The sequence below is a fragment of the Absicoccus porci genome (genome assembly GCF_003725415.1).
GTDB classification, from domain to species: Bacteria; Bacillota_I; Bacilli_A; order Erysipelotrichales; family Erysipelotrichaceae; genus Absicoccus; species Absicoccus porci.
Window position 1 is genome coordinate 244,764 of the sequence record NZ_RJQC01000001.1, and the last position, 16,968, is coordinate 261,731.

Annotated in this window: 15 protein-coding genes and 1 riboswitch; of the genes, 11 read left to right on the forward strand and 4 right to left on the reverse strand. The window is 38.9% G+C overall.

Annotated features, from left to right (window positions below):
• Positions 1-16 precede the first annotated feature (16 nt).
• Positions 17-114: riboswitch (TPP riboswitch) on the reverse strand.
• A 22-nt stretch (positions 115-136) separates the two neighbouring features.
• From EDX97_RS01295 to def, 3 genes are read right to left on the reverse strand one after another with little or no spacing between them, the layout of a single operon-like run.
• Positions 137-979 carry a metallophosphoesterase gene (locus tag EDX97_RS01295; RefSeq protein ID WP_128519396.1) on the reverse strand — a complete coding sequence of 281 codons (843 nt, stop codon included), beginning with the start codon at positions 977-979 and terminating at the stop codon, positions 137-139.
• 51 nt (positions 980-1,030) lie between these two features.
• On the reverse strand, positions 1,031-2,830 hold the full coding sequence (locus EDX97_RS01300; protein WP_128519397.1) for a ribonuclease J: 1,800 nt from the start codon (positions 2,828-2,830) through the stop codon (positions 1,031-1,033).
• Positions 2,831-2,888: 58 nt separating this feature from the next.
• Complete coding sequence (gene def / locus EDX97_RS01305; protein WP_128519398.1) at positions 2,889-3,440, reverse strand: peptide deformylase; 552 nt, start codon at positions 3,438-3,440, stop codon at positions 2,889-2,891.
• Between the two features lie 105 nt (positions 3,441-3,545).
• Here def and EDX97_RS01310 point away from each other — a divergent pair, with 105 nt between their 5' ends.
• From EDX97_RS01310 to EDX97_RS01330, 5 genes are read left to right on the forward strand one after another with little or no spacing between them, the layout of a single operon-like run.
• The gene (locus tag EDX97_RS01310) at positions 3,546-4,718 is read left to right on the forward strand and encodes an FtsW/RodA/SpoVE family cell cycle protein (protein ID WP_183164217.1); all 1,173 of its coding nucleotides are present in this window, start codon (positions 3,546-3,548) and stop codon (positions 4,716-4,718) included.
• Positions 4,715-5,260 (forward strand): 16S rRNA (guanine(966)-N(2))-methyltransferase RsmD, encoded by a 546-nt coding sequence (gene rsmD / locus EDX97_RS01315; RefSeq protein WP_128519400.1) that lies wholly within the window; start codon positions 4,715-4,717, stop codon positions 5,258-5,260. The genes EDX97_RS01310 and rsmD overlap by 4 nt, the downstream gene beginning before the upstream one ends.
• A 2-nt stretch (positions 5,261-5,262) precedes the next feature.
• Complete coding sequence (coaD, locus tag EDX97_RS01320; protein ID WP_128519401.1) at positions 5,263-5,751, forward strand: pantetheine-phosphate adenylyltransferase; 489 nt, start codon at positions 5,263-5,265, stop codon at positions 5,749-5,751.
• Positions 5,735-6,421, forward strand: a complete 687-nt coding sequence (gene rnc, locus EDX97_RS01325; protein WP_128519402.1) for a ribonuclease III — start codon at positions 5,735-5,737, stop codon at positions 6,419-6,421. Before coaD ends, rnc begins: the two co-directional genes overlap by 17 nt.
• 9 nt (positions 6,422-6,430) lie before the next feature.
• Complete coding sequence (locus EDX97_RS01330; protein ID WP_420884671.1) at positions 6,431-10,723, forward strand: PolC-type DNA polymerase III; 4,293 nt, start codon at positions 6,431-6,433, stop codon at positions 10,721-10,723.
• Here EDX97_RS01330 and EDX97_RS01335 read toward each other — a convergent pair.
• On the reverse strand, positions 10,720-11,397 hold the full coding sequence (locus EDX97_RS01335; RefSeq protein WP_183164218.1) for an N-acetylmuramoyl-L-alanine amidase: 678 nt from the start codon (positions 11,395-11,397) through the stop codon (positions 10,720-10,722). The two genes, EDX97_RS01330 and EDX97_RS01335, sit on opposite strands and share 4 nt — an antisense overlap.
• Before the next feature lie 135 nt (positions 11,398-11,532).
• On the opposite strand from EDX97_RS01335, the gene glyA reads away from it, so the two are divergent.
• From glyA to EDX97_RS01365, 6 genes are all read left to right on the forward strand, one after another.
• On the forward strand, positions 11,533-12,759 hold the full coding sequence (glyA, locus tag EDX97_RS01340; protein WP_128519404.1) for a serine hydroxymethyltransferase: 1,227 nt from the start codon (positions 11,533-11,535) through the stop codon (positions 12,757-12,759).
• Positions 12,759-13,229, forward strand: a complete 471-nt coding sequence (locus EDX97_RS01345; protein WP_128519405.1) for a 23S rRNA (pseudouridine(1915)-N(3))-methyltransferase RlmH — start codon at positions 12,759-12,761, stop codon at positions 13,227-13,229. Before glyA ends, EDX97_RS01345 begins: the two co-directional genes overlap by 1 nt.
• Positions 13,230-13,302: 73 nt before the next feature.
• Positions 13,303-13,491, forward strand: a complete 189-nt coding sequence (locus tag EDX97_RS01350; RefSeq protein ID WP_128519406.1) for a hypothetical protein — start codon at positions 13,303-13,305, stop codon at positions 13,489-13,491.
• A gap of 107 nt (positions 13,492-13,598) precedes the next feature.
• Positions 13,599-14,786, forward strand: a complete 1,188-nt coding sequence (locus EDX97_RS01355) for a phosphoglycerate kinase (protein WP_128519407.1) — start codon at positions 13,599-13,601, stop codon at positions 14,784-14,786.
• Between the two features lie 23 nt (positions 14,787-14,809).
• The gene (gene tpiA / locus EDX97_RS01360) at positions 14,810-15,559 is read left to right on the forward strand and encodes a triose-phosphate isomerase (protein WP_128519408.1); all 750 of its coding nucleotides are present in this window, start codon (positions 14,810-14,812) and stop codon (positions 15,557-15,559) included.
• 176 nt (positions 15,560-15,735) lie between these two features.
• Complete coding sequence (locus EDX97_RS01365) at positions 15,736-16,875, forward strand: hypothetical protein (RefSeq protein ID WP_128519409.1); 1,140 nt, start codon at positions 15,736-15,738, stop codon at positions 16,873-16,875.
• Positions 16,876-16,968 lie beyond the last annotated feature (93 nt).

Sequence of the window (16,968 nt, forward strand, 5' to 3'; positions counted from 1 at the left end):
ATTGAGGCGTAAGGAACTTAAAGACTTTAAGACTCCCTACGCTAGTATTACCTAGATCAGGTCATAAGGGATTGCACTGCATCTCAGTCCAAGTGGACACCCCTGTCTTGACAGTCCATATGATAAGCTATTTTTTTTATTTCTTCAATATATAATAATTAATTTCTGGTTTGGCACCATAACGAACATCCAGATTGGTACAACCAACTCCTGTTGAAATGTCGTAGTCAAAACTCAAATCCGTCGAATGACTCCGATTTAATTTCGAGGCTCCTGAAACCGTTTTATAAGGCCCAATCAAAGGGAAAGTAATCTGGGTACCATGAGAATGACCAGCCCATGCCAATGAAATATGTTTGGAAGCTAAGGAACTATCCACCAAAATATCGGGTTCATGACAAACCAAAAGATTAAATGTTTGGGAAGATAATTTCTGGGTGGCACTGGAAATACCGCTGGTGCTGGATAAGCCAATCAAACGAATGCCAGAAGAAGAGCCATTGTATAAACTTACTTGGCGGTTATCTAAAACTTCCACTTGAGCTTTTTTATAGATTTTCTTTAATTCCGTTTTATGGCTTTGATCCTTTTCGCCCCATACCGCAAATTTACCCAATGGTGCTTGGATCTCTTTAAATTTCTTTTGGATATATTTTTGTGTTTTCGTATCAAACGTCGTATTGGTGTCCAATACATCTCCACCAAAAATCAGAATATCTGGATTCAATTCTTTGATTTTGGCAAATACACGATCGCATCGTTCTTTATCTTCAAATTTGCCATATTGTAGATCGGTAAAATACAAAATGGATACATCATTCATGGAAGTAGGAATTTTATCATCTTTTATGTTTCGATAATTCACAGCTAATTCGCTGGGCTCATATTGAATGGCATGATACAAGGAAACATCAAAGCCAAGAACGATCACCAATAAGACAATGATGATGGCTAAAAGACGTTGTTGCCAACGTTGCATTTGATTCCACCCCCCTTATCCATCGATTCTATCAAAAAAAGAAGATTATAGCTAATCTTCTTTCACTTTTTCTCTTGGTTTGGAACGATGGGCTTTTCGCTTTTTCGCTAATTCCTCCATCGTTTTTCTGGAATTGATGATGACGGGAATCACAATTGGATTTCGATTGGTCTTCTTATATAAGAAAGGCTCCAATGTGGAACGCACACAATTCTTTAATTCACCAAACGTTGTTTTTTCTTTCATCTTCTCCTGTAAAGACTTACCAACGATAAAGCTTGCTTCTTTCATCAATCCTTGCGAATCTTTAATGAAAACAAAACCTCTTGATAAGATGACAGGCGGTGCTAATAAAGTATTGGTTTTGGAATCAATGGCAATCACAACAGCGACCATACCATTTTCGGCTAAGATCCGACGATCTTTTAAAACCGCTGTTGAAAGACCCGATACATCATTACCATCCACATAAATATCATCACCTTGAAAACGCCAATTACTTGGTAAGACTTGATGGTCTCGTAAGATCAAGATATCACCATTAGCACAAATAAACGTATTTTCAGGTGGTATACCGGTATCGATTGCGGTTTGACGATGATGCATCAACATCTTAAATTCACCATGCACAGGCATGAAATACTTTGGCTTGATCAATTGGATCATCAGTTTTTGTTCCTTTTGCGAAGCATGGCCTGTTGTATGCAAGTTATTCAAAATGGATTTGGTTAAAACTTTTGCACCAGCTCTAAATAAGTTATCGACAACTCGATTGACACTGTCTTCATTACCCGGAATGGGATTCGAAGAGAAAACAATCGTATCTCCTGGTTTTAAGTGAATATGTTTATGGGTTCCATTCGCAATGCGGCTTAAGGCAGCCAATGGCTCTCCTTGCGATCCTGTACAAATAATACAAACCTTATCATCTGGTGTATGAGACAGTTCTTCTGGTTTCAACATTTGCGAATTTTTAATCTTGATCGTACCCATCTTACGACCAATATCAACGACATTTTCCATGCTTCGACCAAAGACGATCACCTTTCGATGACACTTGACCGCAGCTTCCATAATTTGCGCGACCCGATACACATTGGATGCAAATGTTGCGACGATCAAACGACTCTCTGTATTGTTGCGCATAATGTCTAATACTTCTTTGGCAACAACACGTTCCGAAATAGACATTTCTTCTACTCCCGAATTGGTCGAATCACTCATTAATAAATCCGGTTGGCTTGCACCAATAAAGGCCATTTTTTGATAGTCAGCATTCGTACCCACTGGTGTGAAATCAAATTTGAAATCACCCGTTTCGACGACACGACCATTGGGCGTGTTAATCAAAACACCCAAGGAATCGGGAATGGAATGAATCGTATTAAAAAAGCCAATTTGGAAATATTTCGTTTGAATATTGGAATCTTCATTGACTTCAATGATTTTGGTGTGCTCTAGACCTTTGTGTTCACTTAATTTCTTTAATATTAGTGCTTTCGCAAAACGAGGCGCATAAATCGCATCGATCTTTACTTGTTTTAATAAAAAAGGAATTCCTCCAATATGATCTTCGTGACCATGGGTGATCACAAGAATCTTGTGTTTTTTATTCATGCGAATCAAATGATGATAATCCGGAATCACATAGTCGACGCCCAGTAAATCATCGTCAGGAAATAAAACGCCACAATCAATGATACAGATTTCATTGTCGTGTTCGAAGCAGTACATGTTCTTTCCTACTTCGCCTAAGCCACCTAGGGCATAGATCAAAGTGTCGTTTTTTTCTACCGAATATGTTTTTCGATTGATCGCATGCCGATTATTATAGTCTTGTAGTTTTGGCATGTTGACCTCTTTCTTTTGTATTAATTTTATACCAAGTATAGCCGAAAAAAAAGCAGAATTAAATGACTTCTGCTTCTGGATCTTTCTTCCAAGGATCATTGGCATCAATGCGATCATAAAATAAGATGCCCGATAAATGATCAATCTCGTGTTGGAGGGCAATCGCAAAATAACCATTGGCCGAAATGACGGTTTTTTTATCTTGAATCAAATCATAGCCACGAACTTTGATTCGCGCATGACGGAAGACATGACCTGGATGCTCTTCTTTCACAGATAAACAACCTTCACCACCATTTAAGTATCCATTTTGCACGGATTCCGAAATGATCTTGGGATTCGCTAGCGCGACTTCATGAACACCATCTTCTTCCGGAACTACGACCGCGATCATTTGTTTAGGGATTCCTAATTGAATGGCGGCAATGCCAACGGCTGGCTGAAGATTTTCAGCCTGCGCAATTTCATCGTCTTGCGAATCACGCACATACTGCAACATGGCTTGGAGCAGTTCTCTATTCTCATCCGATAGCGGTAGATCGACCGGTTGACTTTTTTCACGTATTCTTGGATCGGAATCCAAGATAATATCTTCCATTGTTAGTTTCATCTTCTCACCTTCGCTTTTATTCTAAAGCAAATTTTGCTTCCTGACAATTTATTTGAACGAGCTATGTTTAAATATGTTAGAATGATTGTTACTGAAGGAGGATGTATGGATCGGATTCGTAAAATTTCAACTGATCGAAATTTGACTCGAGTTGTTTTGGCACTCATGGTTTTTGGCAGTATCATGATTGTTTCTACGGATGTAGGTCAAACTACATCCGATACCAATATTGTTTGGCGAACCATTGCCCACCAAGCCATGTTTTGTATCATTAGTTTAGGTATCATGTATTTCTTTTCAAAATATTTTTCATTTCGTTTGTTTAATCGTCTGCAACCTTTGTTGTCGGTGTTTTTTCTTGGATTGATGTTGCTCCCTTTTTTATTTAGTGCTTCTGGCGGTTCTCATGCCTGGATTCGATTGGGTAGCTTTTCTATCCAACCGGCTGAATTTATCAAACCTTTTATGGTCCTATTAGCTGCGAATGCCATCAATCGAACGAAAAAAGAAAAAGAGCTCTTACACTCTTTTAACGATCTTTTTAAAGTTCCCAATATCATGATCGTTTTGTTTGCCATGGAATTGGTCCTGCAAAAAGACTTAGGAACCTTATCCATTCTAGCCATGACCTATCTGGCCTGTGTGGAAATTCCCACGTTTCCGGTATTAAAGAAAACACAAAATCGAATCATTGTTGCCTTGTTGGTATTGGTTGTCTTAGGGGTTGGTCTCTTTTTTGTGACAAATATTGGTACCAATATTATTGCTCAAACACCTTTTTCTCATGTTGCGACTCGTATTGAAAATGCGAAAAATCCCTACAATGATATTTATGGAGAAGGGTATCAACCAGCTAACTCACTCTATGCGATAGGTTCTTCTAACGTGATTGGTAAAGGATTGGGTGAATCCAGTCGTAAATATGGGTATTTGACCCAAGCGGATAATGACTATATTCTAGCGGTTGTCTTGGAAGAAACAGGCATTATTGGTTTTGGTCTTATTATTTTAATGTATGTCTTTTTATTGGGGCGTTTATTGTATTATGCATTTCGAACCAATGATCTGGCTTATAAAGTCATTCTAGGGGGAACGGCTACCTATATATTTATGCACTTTTTCTTAAATGTGGGTGGGGTTACGGCTCTGATGCCATTTACCGGTGTTCCTTTATTATTTATTTCCAGTGGTGGATCGAGTTTGATGTCGGTCTGCATGGCTTTGGGGATTTGTCAAAGTTGTATTCGCTATATCCGTGCCAAGGAGATGCATTTATGAGAATCGTCAGTGGAAAATATGGTTCTCGAAAATTGGAAAGCGTTCCCGGTCAAGGGACACGGCCAACGGCCGATAAAGTCAAAGGAGCTATCTTTTCCAGTTTGGGCAATCACTTTGATGGCGGACGCTTTTTAGATTGTTACAGCGGAACGGGCAATATGGCATTGGAGGCTCTATCGCGTGGTATGGATGAAGTCGTTTGTGTGGATACAAGCACAAAAGCTATCCAAACAATCAAAAAAAATGTGGCCATGTTACAGGTTGGGGCGCAATGTCAGATCATTCGTGGAAATATCTTTGCGGTATTGGATCGATTGACAAAACCCTTTGATTTGATCTATATTGATCCTCCCTATGCCAAACAAAAAAATGTAATGTTGATTGAACAATTGTGTCATCATCAATTGGTAAAAGATACATCGATCATCGTCGTGGAAAGTGATGAGAAAGATACGTTTCCAGAACAAATTGTCGATTTTGTGATTTGGAAAACCAAAACCTATCGCAACACCAAAATTACCTATTATCGAAAGGAGAATTAAGCATGCCTACAGCTATTTTTTGTGGTGCATTTGACCCTGTTACGAATGGTCATATGGATCTGATTGAAAGGGCCAGTAAACTATTTGATCAATTGTATGTTTTTGTTGCACCAAACTCAGAAAAACATCAAGTATTTACAGCCGAAAGACGATTAGCATGGTTGGAACAAGCTTGCATTCCTTATAAAAATGTGTCTTGTCGCATTCAAAAGGGATTGACAGTGGATGCCGCAAAATCAGTGCATGCGAAATATTTGATTCGAGGCATGCGCAATAGTCAAGATTTTGAATACGAATTGAATATGGCTGCAATGAATCGTTCGATTGATGACAGTATCGAAACGATTTGTCTTTTCACCAAACCAGAACATATGTTTTGTTCTAGTTCCAATGTGCGCGAGTTATTACGTTATCATTTAGATATATCTGCCTTCGTACCCGATTGTGTACGGATGGATCTAAAAGGAGGATACCATGAAAACATTGAGTGAATGGATGCATAGCCAAGGCTATCAAACCAATAATGAAGATTTATATATAGAAGCATGTACACATTCGAGCTATGCGAATGAACATGCCAAAGATCCCATTGATAATAATGAACGATTGGAATTCATGGGCGATGCGGTGCTGCAAATCTGGAGCTCGGATCAATTGATTCACATGCGTCCCAAACTGCATGAAGGACAAATGACTACTTTACGAGCACAAACGGTTTGTGAAGCAACACTTGCCAAATTAAATGATCAATTGGGTTGGTATGAATTTTTACGCTTAGGTGCTGGTGAAATCAAAACGGGTGGTCGGCATCGTCGATCCATCATGGCGGATCAATTTGAAGCTTGCATTGGTGCTATCTATTTGGATCAAGGCTATGCGGTTTGTGATGAAATTTTAACGAAAGTGATGAAACCCGAATTCTCACAACCAAAAAGTGAAGATGTGACGGATTATAAAACCCATCTTCAAGAAGTGATCCAAGCAGATAGTCGTAAAACGATTCAATATCGTTTGTTGGAAGAAACGGGGCCAAGCAATGCACCTACCTTCACCATGGGGGTCTATTTGGATGATATCTTATTAGGAAAAGGAACATCAGGAACCAAGAAAAAGGCGGAACAAAAAGCGGCAAAAGATGCTTTTGAAAAAATGGCGAAGTAGAGGTAGAACATGTCCGATATGTATGAACTCTTAGGCAAGTGTCTATCCCAAGAAATTTTGCCTTACTTTGAAAAAGCCCAAAGCTTTCAGTCTCCCATCTATCATTCGGTCCAAAATTGTTTGGAGCTATCGATTCAAATTAATCATGTTTTACCTTTTGAAGTCTATCGACAAACTTGTCATGAACTAAAGCTAGCTTTACATACCGATATTGATCTGCGTATCCAAGCCCAGGATCCAAAATGTACCATGAGTGATTTAGATCTTTATGTTGAACGAATCGTAGCTCATCATCATGAATACCAGGCTTTCACATATTTACATCCATTTATGGAAAATGAAGTGGTTTGTTTTGCGACCAATGATGAAAGTCGTTTGGCACAATTGAAGCGTGGCTTACCACAACTGGAAAAAGCGTTGGAAACATATGGAATCTCGATGGACTTTGTTTGTCGATTCCGTGAAGACGAAGAAGAGATTGAAACCAAGGAAATAGCGTTGCCAAAGATCGCAAAACCGGTTGTATCAACCCCCAAAAATAATAAATATCTAAAAGATGTGGTTTTTTCATCCATTGGTGATTTGCGTGTCGGGATGCGTAGTGTGGCCATTGAAGGACATATCTTTTCGGTTGAAAATCGGTTATTGAAATCCAAACGAACGTTACAGGAATTGTATATCAGTGATTATCAAGATGCGATCGTTGCCAAACGATTCGAAGGCAAACGATGCTCTATCGATGAGATCAATGCCGTAAAAAATGGACAGACGGTACGGCTAACGGGAGAAGTGGTTTACGATAACTATTCCAAATGTGATAGTTTTATGATTTCTAAATTGGAAGTCATTCCGGCAAAAAAACGAGAAGACACTTCCAAAGAAAAACGAATTGAATGGCATGTACATTCGAATTTTAGTGAAATGGATGGTGTCGCTGCCATTGAAAACTATATTCAAACCGCCTATGACTGGGGCATGGAAGCCGTTGGCGTTTGTGATCATGATGTCGTGCAGGCATTCCCATTTGCTCAACATAAAGTAGAAGCCTTGACCAAACAAGATCCCAATCGTCATTTTCAGATGTTGTATGGCTGTGAAATGAATATGATTGATACCCATTTCCAAGTGGTGACCAATAACGACCATCGACCATTGGAACAAACAACTATTGTTTCATTTGACTTGGAAACCACGGGTTTATCACAACGATTGGATAAGATCATTGAATTTGGTGCGGTGAAAATGGTCAATCGCGAAGTAGTGGATCGAAAACAATTGTTTATTAATCCCCAGATGGCGATTCCTGCCGATATTTCAAATTTAACGCATATTACCCAAAAAGATGTTGAAAATGCGAAACCCATCGATCAAGTACTGGATGAATTATTAGATTGGATCGGGGATGCCGTTTTAGTCGCCCATAATGGTTCCTTTGACTTGGGATTTATGAATGCCGCTTGTCGAGCTTGTGGTAAACCCGAAATGACCAATCCCATGATCGATACCTTACCTTTAGCCCAATTGATGATGGACATGAAAGGCTACCGATTGGGTGCGGTATGTCGTCATTATGGTGTGGCCTATGATGGGGAAGGCGCCCATCGAGCCGATTACGATGCAGAAGTATTAAGTCGTTGTTTCTGTTGTATGTGGAATGAATGGGGATCCGATGCGACATTGGATACCTTAGAACACATTTCAAGTACAGATAAATGGTTTAAGAAACATCCAAGTCATATTACGGTATTTGCCAAAAATAAAGCAGGTCTAAAAGAATTGTTTGAATTGGTGACGATGTCGCATACGAAGTATTTGGCATACAATAAAAATTCCAATTCAAGTTTAGCGCATCCGCGTATCGTAAAACATGAACTTAAAAAATATCATGAAAAGGGAAATTTACTGTTTGGTACAAGTTGTCAAAATGGCGAAATTTTTGATTTAGCACATACACGAAGCGAAGCGGAATTAGAAACGGCTTTGTCTTTCTATGACTATGTGGAAATTCAACCATTGGATTGTTACCGGAATTTATTGGATCGTCATGCCATCCATTCGGTAGAGGATCTGAAAAAAATCTTACATTTCATTATTGATAAAGCCGAAGAGATGGGAATTCCGGTCATTGCATCCAGTGATGCGCATTATGTGGAACCACACGATAAACGCATTCGTGATATTTATATCAATGCCAAAGCCATTGGGGGTCAACGCCATCCTTTGTATGTCTTTAATGCCCAGAAACGCAAGATGTCTTCAGCACCGAATCAACATTTGCGTACGACCGATGAAATGTTGAAGGAAATGAGTTGGTTGGGTGAAGAGAAAGCCTATGAATATGTGATCGCTAACCCTAAACATTTAAAGGAAATGTGTGATGAAATCTTCCCCATCCATGATAAATTATATCCACCAGAAATTGAGGGATCGGATCAAAAATTGCGGGATATTTGTTTTAAGACAGCGCATGAAATGTATGGAAATCCGTTACCAGACATTGTTGAAAAACGATTAACACGTGAATTGGATAGTATCATTGGACATGGCTATTATGTGGTTTACTATATTTCCCACTTATTGGTTAAGAAAAGTAATGATGATGGCTATATCGTTGGTTCCCGAGGTTCGGTAGGTTCTTCTTTTGCGGCTACGATGTCGGGTATTACCGAAGTCAATCCTTTGATTCCGCATTATTATTGTCCCCATTGTCATCATTATGAATTCCTAGAAGAAGGAACGGTAAGTTCGGGATTTGATTTACCGGATAAAGAATGTCCTGTCTGCCATCATCCAATGAAAGGGGATGGCCAGGATATTCCGTTTGAAACGTTCTTAGGATTTGAAGGTGACAAAGTTCCTGATATTGATTTGAACTTTAGTGGCGATTATCAACCGGTGGCTCATAATTATTGTAAGGAAGTATTTGGAGCGGATCATGCCTTTCGTGCCGGAACCGTTGGTACGGTTGCAGAAAAGACCGCATATGGATATGTCAAAGGATATGAAGAAGAAATGGAAATTGAACCATTTCCGGATGTCAAACGTGTTGATCTGGCCAAGAGTTGTGAAGGTGTGAAACGAACAACGGGTCAGCATCCGGCGGGTATTATCGTAGTTCCAGAAGATATGGATATCCATGATTTTACGCCAGTACAATATCCAGCCAATGATCCCCATGCGACATGGTTGACTACTCACTTTGATTTCCATCAGATTCATGATAATATCTTGAAATTCGATATTTTAGGTCATGTCGATCCAACGGCCATGAAGATGTTGGAAAATATAACGGGTATCGATGTTACGACGTTACCAATGAATGATAAAGAGACAATGGCTATTTTTAGTTCGGTGGAATCTTTACATATCGATACAACACGCTACGATCAAATTACGGGGGCCGCGGGTATTCCCGAATTTGGTACGCCATTTGTACGTGGTATCTTGGAAAAAACTCGACCAACGACATTTTCGGAGTTGGTTACAATTTCAGGTTTGAGTCATGGTACCGATGTATGGCTAGGTAATGCGGAATCTTTGATTGATGCAGGAACCTGTAAATTAAGTGAAGTCATTGGTTGTCGTGATGATATCATGGTGCAGCTGATGGGTTATGGTATGAAGCCAAAATTGGCTTTCCAGATCATGGAGTTTGTGCGTAAAGGAAGAGGCTTGAAAGATGAATGGATCAAGGAAATGAAGGCTTGTAACGTGCCGGATTGGTTCATTGATTCTTGTTTGAAGATCAAGTACATGTTCCCAAAAGCACATGCGGTGGCCTATGTCATGATGGCTGTGCGCATTGCTTGGTTCAAGGTGCATCGTCCAATTGCATATTATTGTATGTTCTTTAGTATTCGTTGTGATGCGTATGACATTGCGACCATGATCAGTGGCGAACAGGCTATTCGTCAGAAAATGACAGAGATCAAGAAGAAAGAAAAAGAAGCGCCAAAAGAAGTAACGAAAAAAGATCGGGATATTTATTCAACGTTGGAGTTGGCTTTAGAGATGTTCTGTCGGGGTTATCGGTTTTCGAATATGAGCATCACCCGAAGTGATGCGACCGATTTCATTCAAGATCCTGATGATGAAAAGAGTATCATTCCGCCATTTACGGCTTTGGATGGTTTGGGTGCCAACGTTGGTCGATCCATCGTGAAAGCACGTAATGAACGTCCTTTCTTATCAAAAGAAGATTTGATCAATCGTACCCAATTATCAAGTTCGTTATTAAAGACCATGGACAGTATGGGGGTAACCGAAGGATTAGATGAAGAAAATCAGATGACGTTGTTTTAGTCATCTGATTGTTTTTGTATATAGGAAATATAAGCATTGGCAATGGCTTTACAAATGGTTTTACGATAGGTGGATTGTTCTAAGTCTTGTAGTTCATTTTTGTTTGTGATGAAACCAACTTCGACCAACATGGATGGAATAGATAAGTTATCTACGACATATAATGGATAGTTGGTTGTAGTTTCAATGCCACGATCATATTCCCAACCGGATTTCGATAAGTTTTGGGCCATGGTTTTATAAATGGCTTTGGATGCTTTATCGTCACATTTGACATAGGCTGTGTAACCATAAGCGGAAGCATCGGCCGAATTAAAGTGAATGGATAAATAATAATCGGCCTCTTCATCTTTCGTATATTGAACACGGGCTTTTAGATCTTTTGATACATTCGATGGCCATGAAACGGTATCGGATGTTCGGGTATAAACCACGCGAATGTTTTCGTCGGAAGCTTCTAAATATGTACCGATTTGTTTGGCATAGGCTAGCGTAAGTGATTTTTCATAGGTGCCATCGGCAGCAATGGCACCGGTATCATAACCACCATGTCCTGCATCAATACATATAACAATGGCACTGTTTTGGTAGTGGATATAGCGAATGACACCAATGCCAATGACCCAAACAAGACAAAGTAAAACGATGAGTATTTTTTTTATTTGTTTATTCATATACTGCATATTACACCTTTCAGCTTAATTTAGAATTAAAAATAATTAGATTTTTTTGATGCTTGTTTTCAATGAAATTTACAAAGACAGAAGAAATGGAATCAGTTATAATAGACATACATGGAGGTCATTTCGATGAGAGATAATGAAATGTTTGATATCATTGCCCAAGAGGAACAACGTCAATTGGACAATGTAGAATTGATTGCGAGTGAAAACTTTGTATCAAGAGAAGTGCGTGAAGCACAGGGTTCCGTATTGACCAATAAATATGCAGAAGGTCTGCCTGGTCATCGTTATTATGGTGGTTGTGTCAATGTCGATAAAGCGGAACAATTAACGAAGGATCGTGCCATGAAATTGTTTGGTGCTGAATTTGTGAATGTGCAGCCACATTCTGGAGCACAAGCCAATATGGCGGTCTACAATGCCATTTTACAACCCGGTGATGTTGTGATGGGTATGAACTTAACATCTGGCGGTCATTTGACACATGGTTCGGGTGTAAACTTTTCGGGTAAGTTGTATCATTTTATTGAATACAATGTAAATAAGGAAACCGAATTGATTGATTACGATGAATTGGAACATATGGCCATGATCATTAAACCAAAATTGATCGTTGCGGGTGCTTCGGCATATCCACGTATTATTGATTTTAAACGTTTTGGTGAAATTGCACACAAATGTGGTGCATATTTAATGGTGGATATGGCTCATATTGCTGGTTTGGTTGCGTGTGGTTTGCATCCAAGTCCAATTCCTTATGCGGATTTTGTGACGACAACTACGCATAAAACATTGCGTGGTCCTCGTGGTGGTATGGTTTTCTGTAAAGAAGAATTTGGTAAGAAATTGAATTCTTCGGTATTCCCTGGTCTACAAGGTGGTCCATTGGAACATGTCATTGCTGCCAAGGGTGTATGTTTATATGAAGCTATGCAACCAAGTTTTAAAGAATATATGGAACAAACATTAAAGAATGTTCAAGTGATGGTCAAAGGCTTCCAAGAAGCTGGTTATCGTTTGGTTTCTGGTGGTAGTGATAACCATTTATTATTGGTTGACTTAAAAGGATCAAAGGGTATGACTGGTAAGCGTGGTGAATATTTATTGGATCTAGCTGGTATTACGGTCAATAAAAATACCATTCCATTTGAAACGGAAAAACCATTTGTGACTTCTGGTTTACGTATTGGAGCTGCTGCGATGACTTCACGTGGTTTCAAAGAAGCTGAATTTGAAAAAGTCATTCATTGGATCGTTGATGTTTTAGATCATGATGATGAAGACTATGCAAAGAGCGTACGTAAAGAAGTTGTTGCTTTGACTCGTCAGTTCCCGGCTGAGGCGCAGATTTAATGCGTCTGATTGCCATTGGCAAGAATAAGGATCGTAGTCTACAACAGTTACAGAAAGAATATATAAAGCGCTTATCATCGTTTGATACAATGGAGATCATTGAAGTAAAAGATGAGCCAAATATGCATACAGATCGTGAAAAAGAAGTCGACTTGATCAAAGAAAAGGAAGGGGAGAGGGTATTAGAAAAGATCAAACCTTCCGATTGGGTGATTCTTTTGGATCTACATGGAAAGATGCTAGATAGTGTAGAATTTGCACATAAACTACAAAGATGGCAAGATCAAGGGGCTCATCTGGTATTTGTGATTGCGGGCTCACTGGGGCCTTCGAAAGATTTGGTGGATCGTGCCAATTTTCGTTGGAAATTATCAGATCTCACATTTACCCATTTGATGACAAGAATACTGGTTTTAGAACAGGTGTATCGGGCGTTTATGATCAATCATCATCGTCAATATCATAAGTAAATTTTGTATTCACAAATGATAGGTCTTGTGTTATTTTCTCTGTAAGAAAGGGGATTATGGTTTAGGGGATACCATGAAGTTATATAGGGGATTGATTTGTGTCAATATTGTCTTTGCGTGTTTGATTTTATTCCAGATCATTGGTTATGCCTGGATGATACATAAGCAGCCAAGCTTAGCTTGGCAATTGGATATACTATGTATCATTGGTTGTGTAATTGATATTATTTGGTGTGTTCATGCATGGATCGAGGAGGAGTGAAAATGGCTCCTCTTTTTCTTTTTGTGAATTTTTACACTAACTTCTAGGAAAACCAAAAATCAAGTGTTATAATAAATACGCATATTTATACAGTAGGAGGAGTTTAAATGGCAAAAAGAACTGTAAAAGACCTTGATGTAAATGGTAAAAAGGTCCTTGTACGTGTTGACTTCAACGTACCTAGACAAGATGGTGTGATTACGGATGATAACCGTATCCAAATGGCATTGCCAACCATTAAGTATTTAGTTGAAAACAATGCGAAAGTCGTATTATTCTCACATTTAGGTAAAGTAAAAACAGAAGAAGACAAAGCAAAAAACAATTTGGAATGTGCTGCTGTTCGTTTACAAGAATTATTGCCTGATACAAAAGTAACTTTCTGTCCTGAAACAAGAGGAGCTACATTGGAAAATGCCGTAGCTGCTATGAAAGATGGCGAAATCTTAGTTGTTCAAAATACACGTTATGAACCAGGTGAATCCAAGAACGATCCTGAATTAGGAAAATATTGGGCAAGCTTAGGTGATGTATTTGTGGAAGATGCTTTTGGATCGGTTCATAGAGCACATGCTTCTACCGTTGGTATCCCAACAAATTTGAAAGAAAATGGAATTGGCTTCTTGGTAGAACGAGAAGTTACAATGTTAGGTAAAGCAGTGGATAATCCTCTTCATCCTTTCGTTGCTATCATTGGTGGATCAAAAGTTTCTAGTAAGATCGATGTTATTGATAACTTATTGAAGAAAGCCGACAAAGTTATCATCGGTGGTGGAATGGCTTATACATTCTCTGCTGCACAAGGTGGTAAGATTGGTGATTCTTTAGTCGAAGAAGATAAGATTGATTTGGCAAAAGAATACTTAGAAAAAGCTGGCGACAAATTGGTATTACCAGTTGATAATGTCATTGCGGATGCATTCTCTGAAGATGCAAACACAAAATATGCTGATGCAGGTGAAATTCCTGATGGATGGCAAGGATTGGATATTGGTCCTAAAACAGTTGAATTGTTCAAACAAACATTGGCTGGTGCCAAGACCGTTGTATGGAATGGACCAATGGGTGTATTCGAAATGAAGAAATTTGCGAAAGGTACAGAAGAAATTTGTAAAGCCATTTCTGAATTACCAGATGCAATCACTGTCATTGGTGGTGGAGATTCAGCAGCTGCCGCAAAACAATTAGGATATGCTGATAAATTCTCTCATGTATCGACTGGTGGAGGGGCTTCACTAGAATATATGGAAGGTAAAACATTACCAGGTATCGCAATTATTAGCGATAAAGACTAATTATTAAAGGAGAAGAATAGATCATGGCAAGAAAACCAATTATTGTTGGAAACTGGAAAATGAATAAAAACAATGCGGAAACAAAAGCATTCTTTGAAAAAGTAGATGCTGTTGCCGCAACAGATACAGCTACATATGGAATCGGTGCTCCATTCACTGATTTACGTACAGCTTTAGACAACGCAAAAAATTTGATCGTTGCTGCTGAAAACTGTCACTTTGAAGATTCTGGTGCTTTCACTGGTGAAGTATCTGTTCCAATGTTGGAAGAATTAGGAATCAAATGGTGTATCATTGGTCACTCTGAACGTCGTCAAATGTTTGGTGATACAGATGAAACAGTCAACAAAAAAGCACATCGTTTGATCAAAGCTGGTATTACACCTATTTTATGTATTGGTGAAACAGAAGAACAATACGATGCTGGTCAATCTGCACAAGTCATCAAAGATGAATTGAAAGGTTCTTTAGCTGATCTAGCTCCAGAAGCTGTAGCAAAAATGGTCATCGCTTATGAACCAATTTGGGCAATTGGTACAGGTAAGAGTGCTTCGGTTGAAATCGCTGAAAATTGCTGCAAGACAGTTCGTGATACTGTTCGTGAATTGTTTGGTGATCAAGCAGCTGATGAAGTACGTATTCAATATGGTGGAAGTGTAAAACCAAATAACGTAGAAGAATATATGGCTCAACCAGATATCGATGGTGCCTTAATTGGTGGTGCTTCTTTAAAAGAAGATAGCTTCATCGAAATCATTGAAAAAACAAAATAGTTAATGATAATAAAATGTGGCGGACTTGGTAAATTGCCGAGTTCGCTTTTTTTCTTTGCTTTATCAACAATTTTTCGTCAAAAGTCAACTTGTGGGAGTCTTAGTCAACTTGCAAACATTGTCTATCTATGTTAAATTATTGTTGTACAATTTTAAACCGATGGGAGGTTGAATATATGAATTTTGTAGAAAATAATGGAAAAAAAGTCGCCGCAATCTTGTGTGTAGCCTCTGCACTTCCAGTTGTTGGTACAATCTACGCCATGGAATCACAACCTGGATGGCATGGTGACAAATATGTAAAAAAAGATCATACAATCGCAAAAAATAGTTGGATTACTTCAAACAAAAAATCCATTTATCTAGATAAAGATGGAAAAGCAGATACAGAAAAAACATATAATGCTAGTGCTACTGCACTTTCTGATGATACTGTAGCTACAGTTGCTGACAGTGTTAAAGCATCTACTGTAGAAGCTGTAGATACAGAATCAAATAATGTAGCTGAGAGTGCAAAAGCCTCAGCATCTGTAGATCAAACAGATGTTGCTGATACAAAGGTCGCAACTGTTGTTGATGAAACGAAGAAAGCAGATACTGCAGATGTATTAGAAAAAGCTGCTTCTACTTCTGATGTCGTAACAGTTGTAGCTGATAATACACAAAATACAGCTACAACACCAGTCAAGGAAGAAACGACAACCGTTGTACAACAACCTACAACTACAGTCGATAATACGCAAACAACGACACCTACAAATACGCAGACAACAACACCTACACAACCTGCAGCACCTGCAAATAACACGCAGACAACAACACCTGCACAACCAACAGCTCCTGCTGATAATACGCAGACAACAACGCCTGCACAACCTACAACACCTGTTGATAATACACAGACAACAACGCCTACAACACCTACCAATACAACAACACAAAATAGTTCATTCAATGAACGTGTAGCGCAAGCTGCATTAGCTGAAATTGGTGAACATGAATGGTGTACAAATACGGCAACGGATGCATTGAATGCCGCTGCTGGTAGTGAAGTATATGGTGTATACTGGCCAGATCAATACCAAAGCTTAGGTACAGTATTTACAGATCGCTCTTTGTTGCAACCTGGTAACTTGGTTTATTATGCGAATGATGGCCGTGCCGGTTCCGAAGGTGTCGTAGTACCAGATCATATTGCCGTTTATGTTGGTAATGATACGGTTGTCAATGGTGGTTGGGGCTATACCGCAAATGTCGCTGCTTCCAATATTGATGTTCCATCGGGAACACAGTATTATATTGCCATTAATCAATAATCTATTTAGCCTGGTAACACCCAGGCTTTTTTTGTGCCTGGATTGTGGTATCATTAGAATTATGAAAAAATTGAAAAGCGAACACACAAAATA

What these genes read in the sequence shown, in the direction of transcription:
- EDX97_RS01295 (WP_128519396.1), bottom strand. Translation starts at nt 979, where the DNA reads ATGCAACGTTGGCAACAACGTCTTTTAGCCATCATCATTGTCTTATTG.
- EDX97_RS01300 (WP_128519397.1), bottom strand. Translation starts at nt 2,830, where the DNA reads ATGCCAAAACTACAAGACTATAATAATCGGCATGCGATCAATCGAAAA.
- def (WP_128519398.1), bottom strand. Translation starts at nt 3,440, where the DNA reads ATGAAACTAACAATGGAAGATATTATCTTGGATTCCGATCCAAGAATA.
- EDX97_RS01310 (WP_183164217.1), top strand. Translation starts at nt 3,546, where the DNA reads ATGGATCGGATTCGTAAAATTTCAACTGATCGAAATTTGACTCGAGTT.
- rsmD (WP_128519400.1), top strand. Translation starts at nt 4,715, where the DNA reads ATGAGAATCGTCAGTGGAAAATATGGTTCTCGAAAATTGGAAAGCGTT.
- coaD (WP_128519401.1), top strand. Translation starts at nt 5,263, where the DNA reads ATGCCTACAGCTATTTTTTGTGGTGCATTTGACCCTGTTACGAATGGT.
- rnc (WP_128519402.1), top strand. Translation starts at nt 5,735, where the DNA reads ATGAAAACATTGAGTGAATGGATGCATAGCCAAGGCTATCAAACCAAT.
- EDX97_RS01330 (WP_420884671.1), top strand. Translation starts at nt 6,431, where the DNA reads ATGTCCGATATGTATGAACTCTTAGGCAAGTGTCTATCCCAAGAAATT.
- EDX97_RS01335 (WP_183164218.1), bottom strand. Translation starts at nt 11,397, where the DNA reads ATGAATAAACAAATAAAAAAAATACTCATCGTTTTACTTTGTCTTGTT.
- glyA (WP_128519404.1), top strand. Translation starts at nt 11,533, where the DNA reads ATGAGAGATAATGAAATGTTTGATATCATTGCCCAAGAGGAACAACGT.
- EDX97_RS01345 (WP_128519405.1), top strand. Translation starts at nt 12,759, where the DNA reads ATGCGTCTGATTGCCATTGGCAAGAATAAGGATCGTAGTCTACAACAG.
- EDX97_RS01350 (WP_128519406.1), top strand. Translation starts at nt 13,303, where the DNA reads ATGAAGTTATATAGGGGATTGATTTGTGTCAATATTGTCTTTGCGTGT.
- EDX97_RS01355 (WP_128519407.1), top strand. Translation starts at nt 13,599, where the DNA reads ATGGCAAAAAGAACTGTAAAAGACCTTGATGTAAATGGTAAAAAGGTC.
- tpiA (WP_128519408.1), top strand. Translation starts at nt 14,810, where the DNA reads ATGGCAAGAAAACCAATTATTGTTGGAAACTGGAAAATGAATAAAAAC.
- EDX97_RS01365 (WP_128519409.1), top strand. Translation starts at nt 15,736, where the DNA reads ATGAATTTTGTAGAAAATAATGGAAAAAAAGTCGCCGCAATCTTGTGT.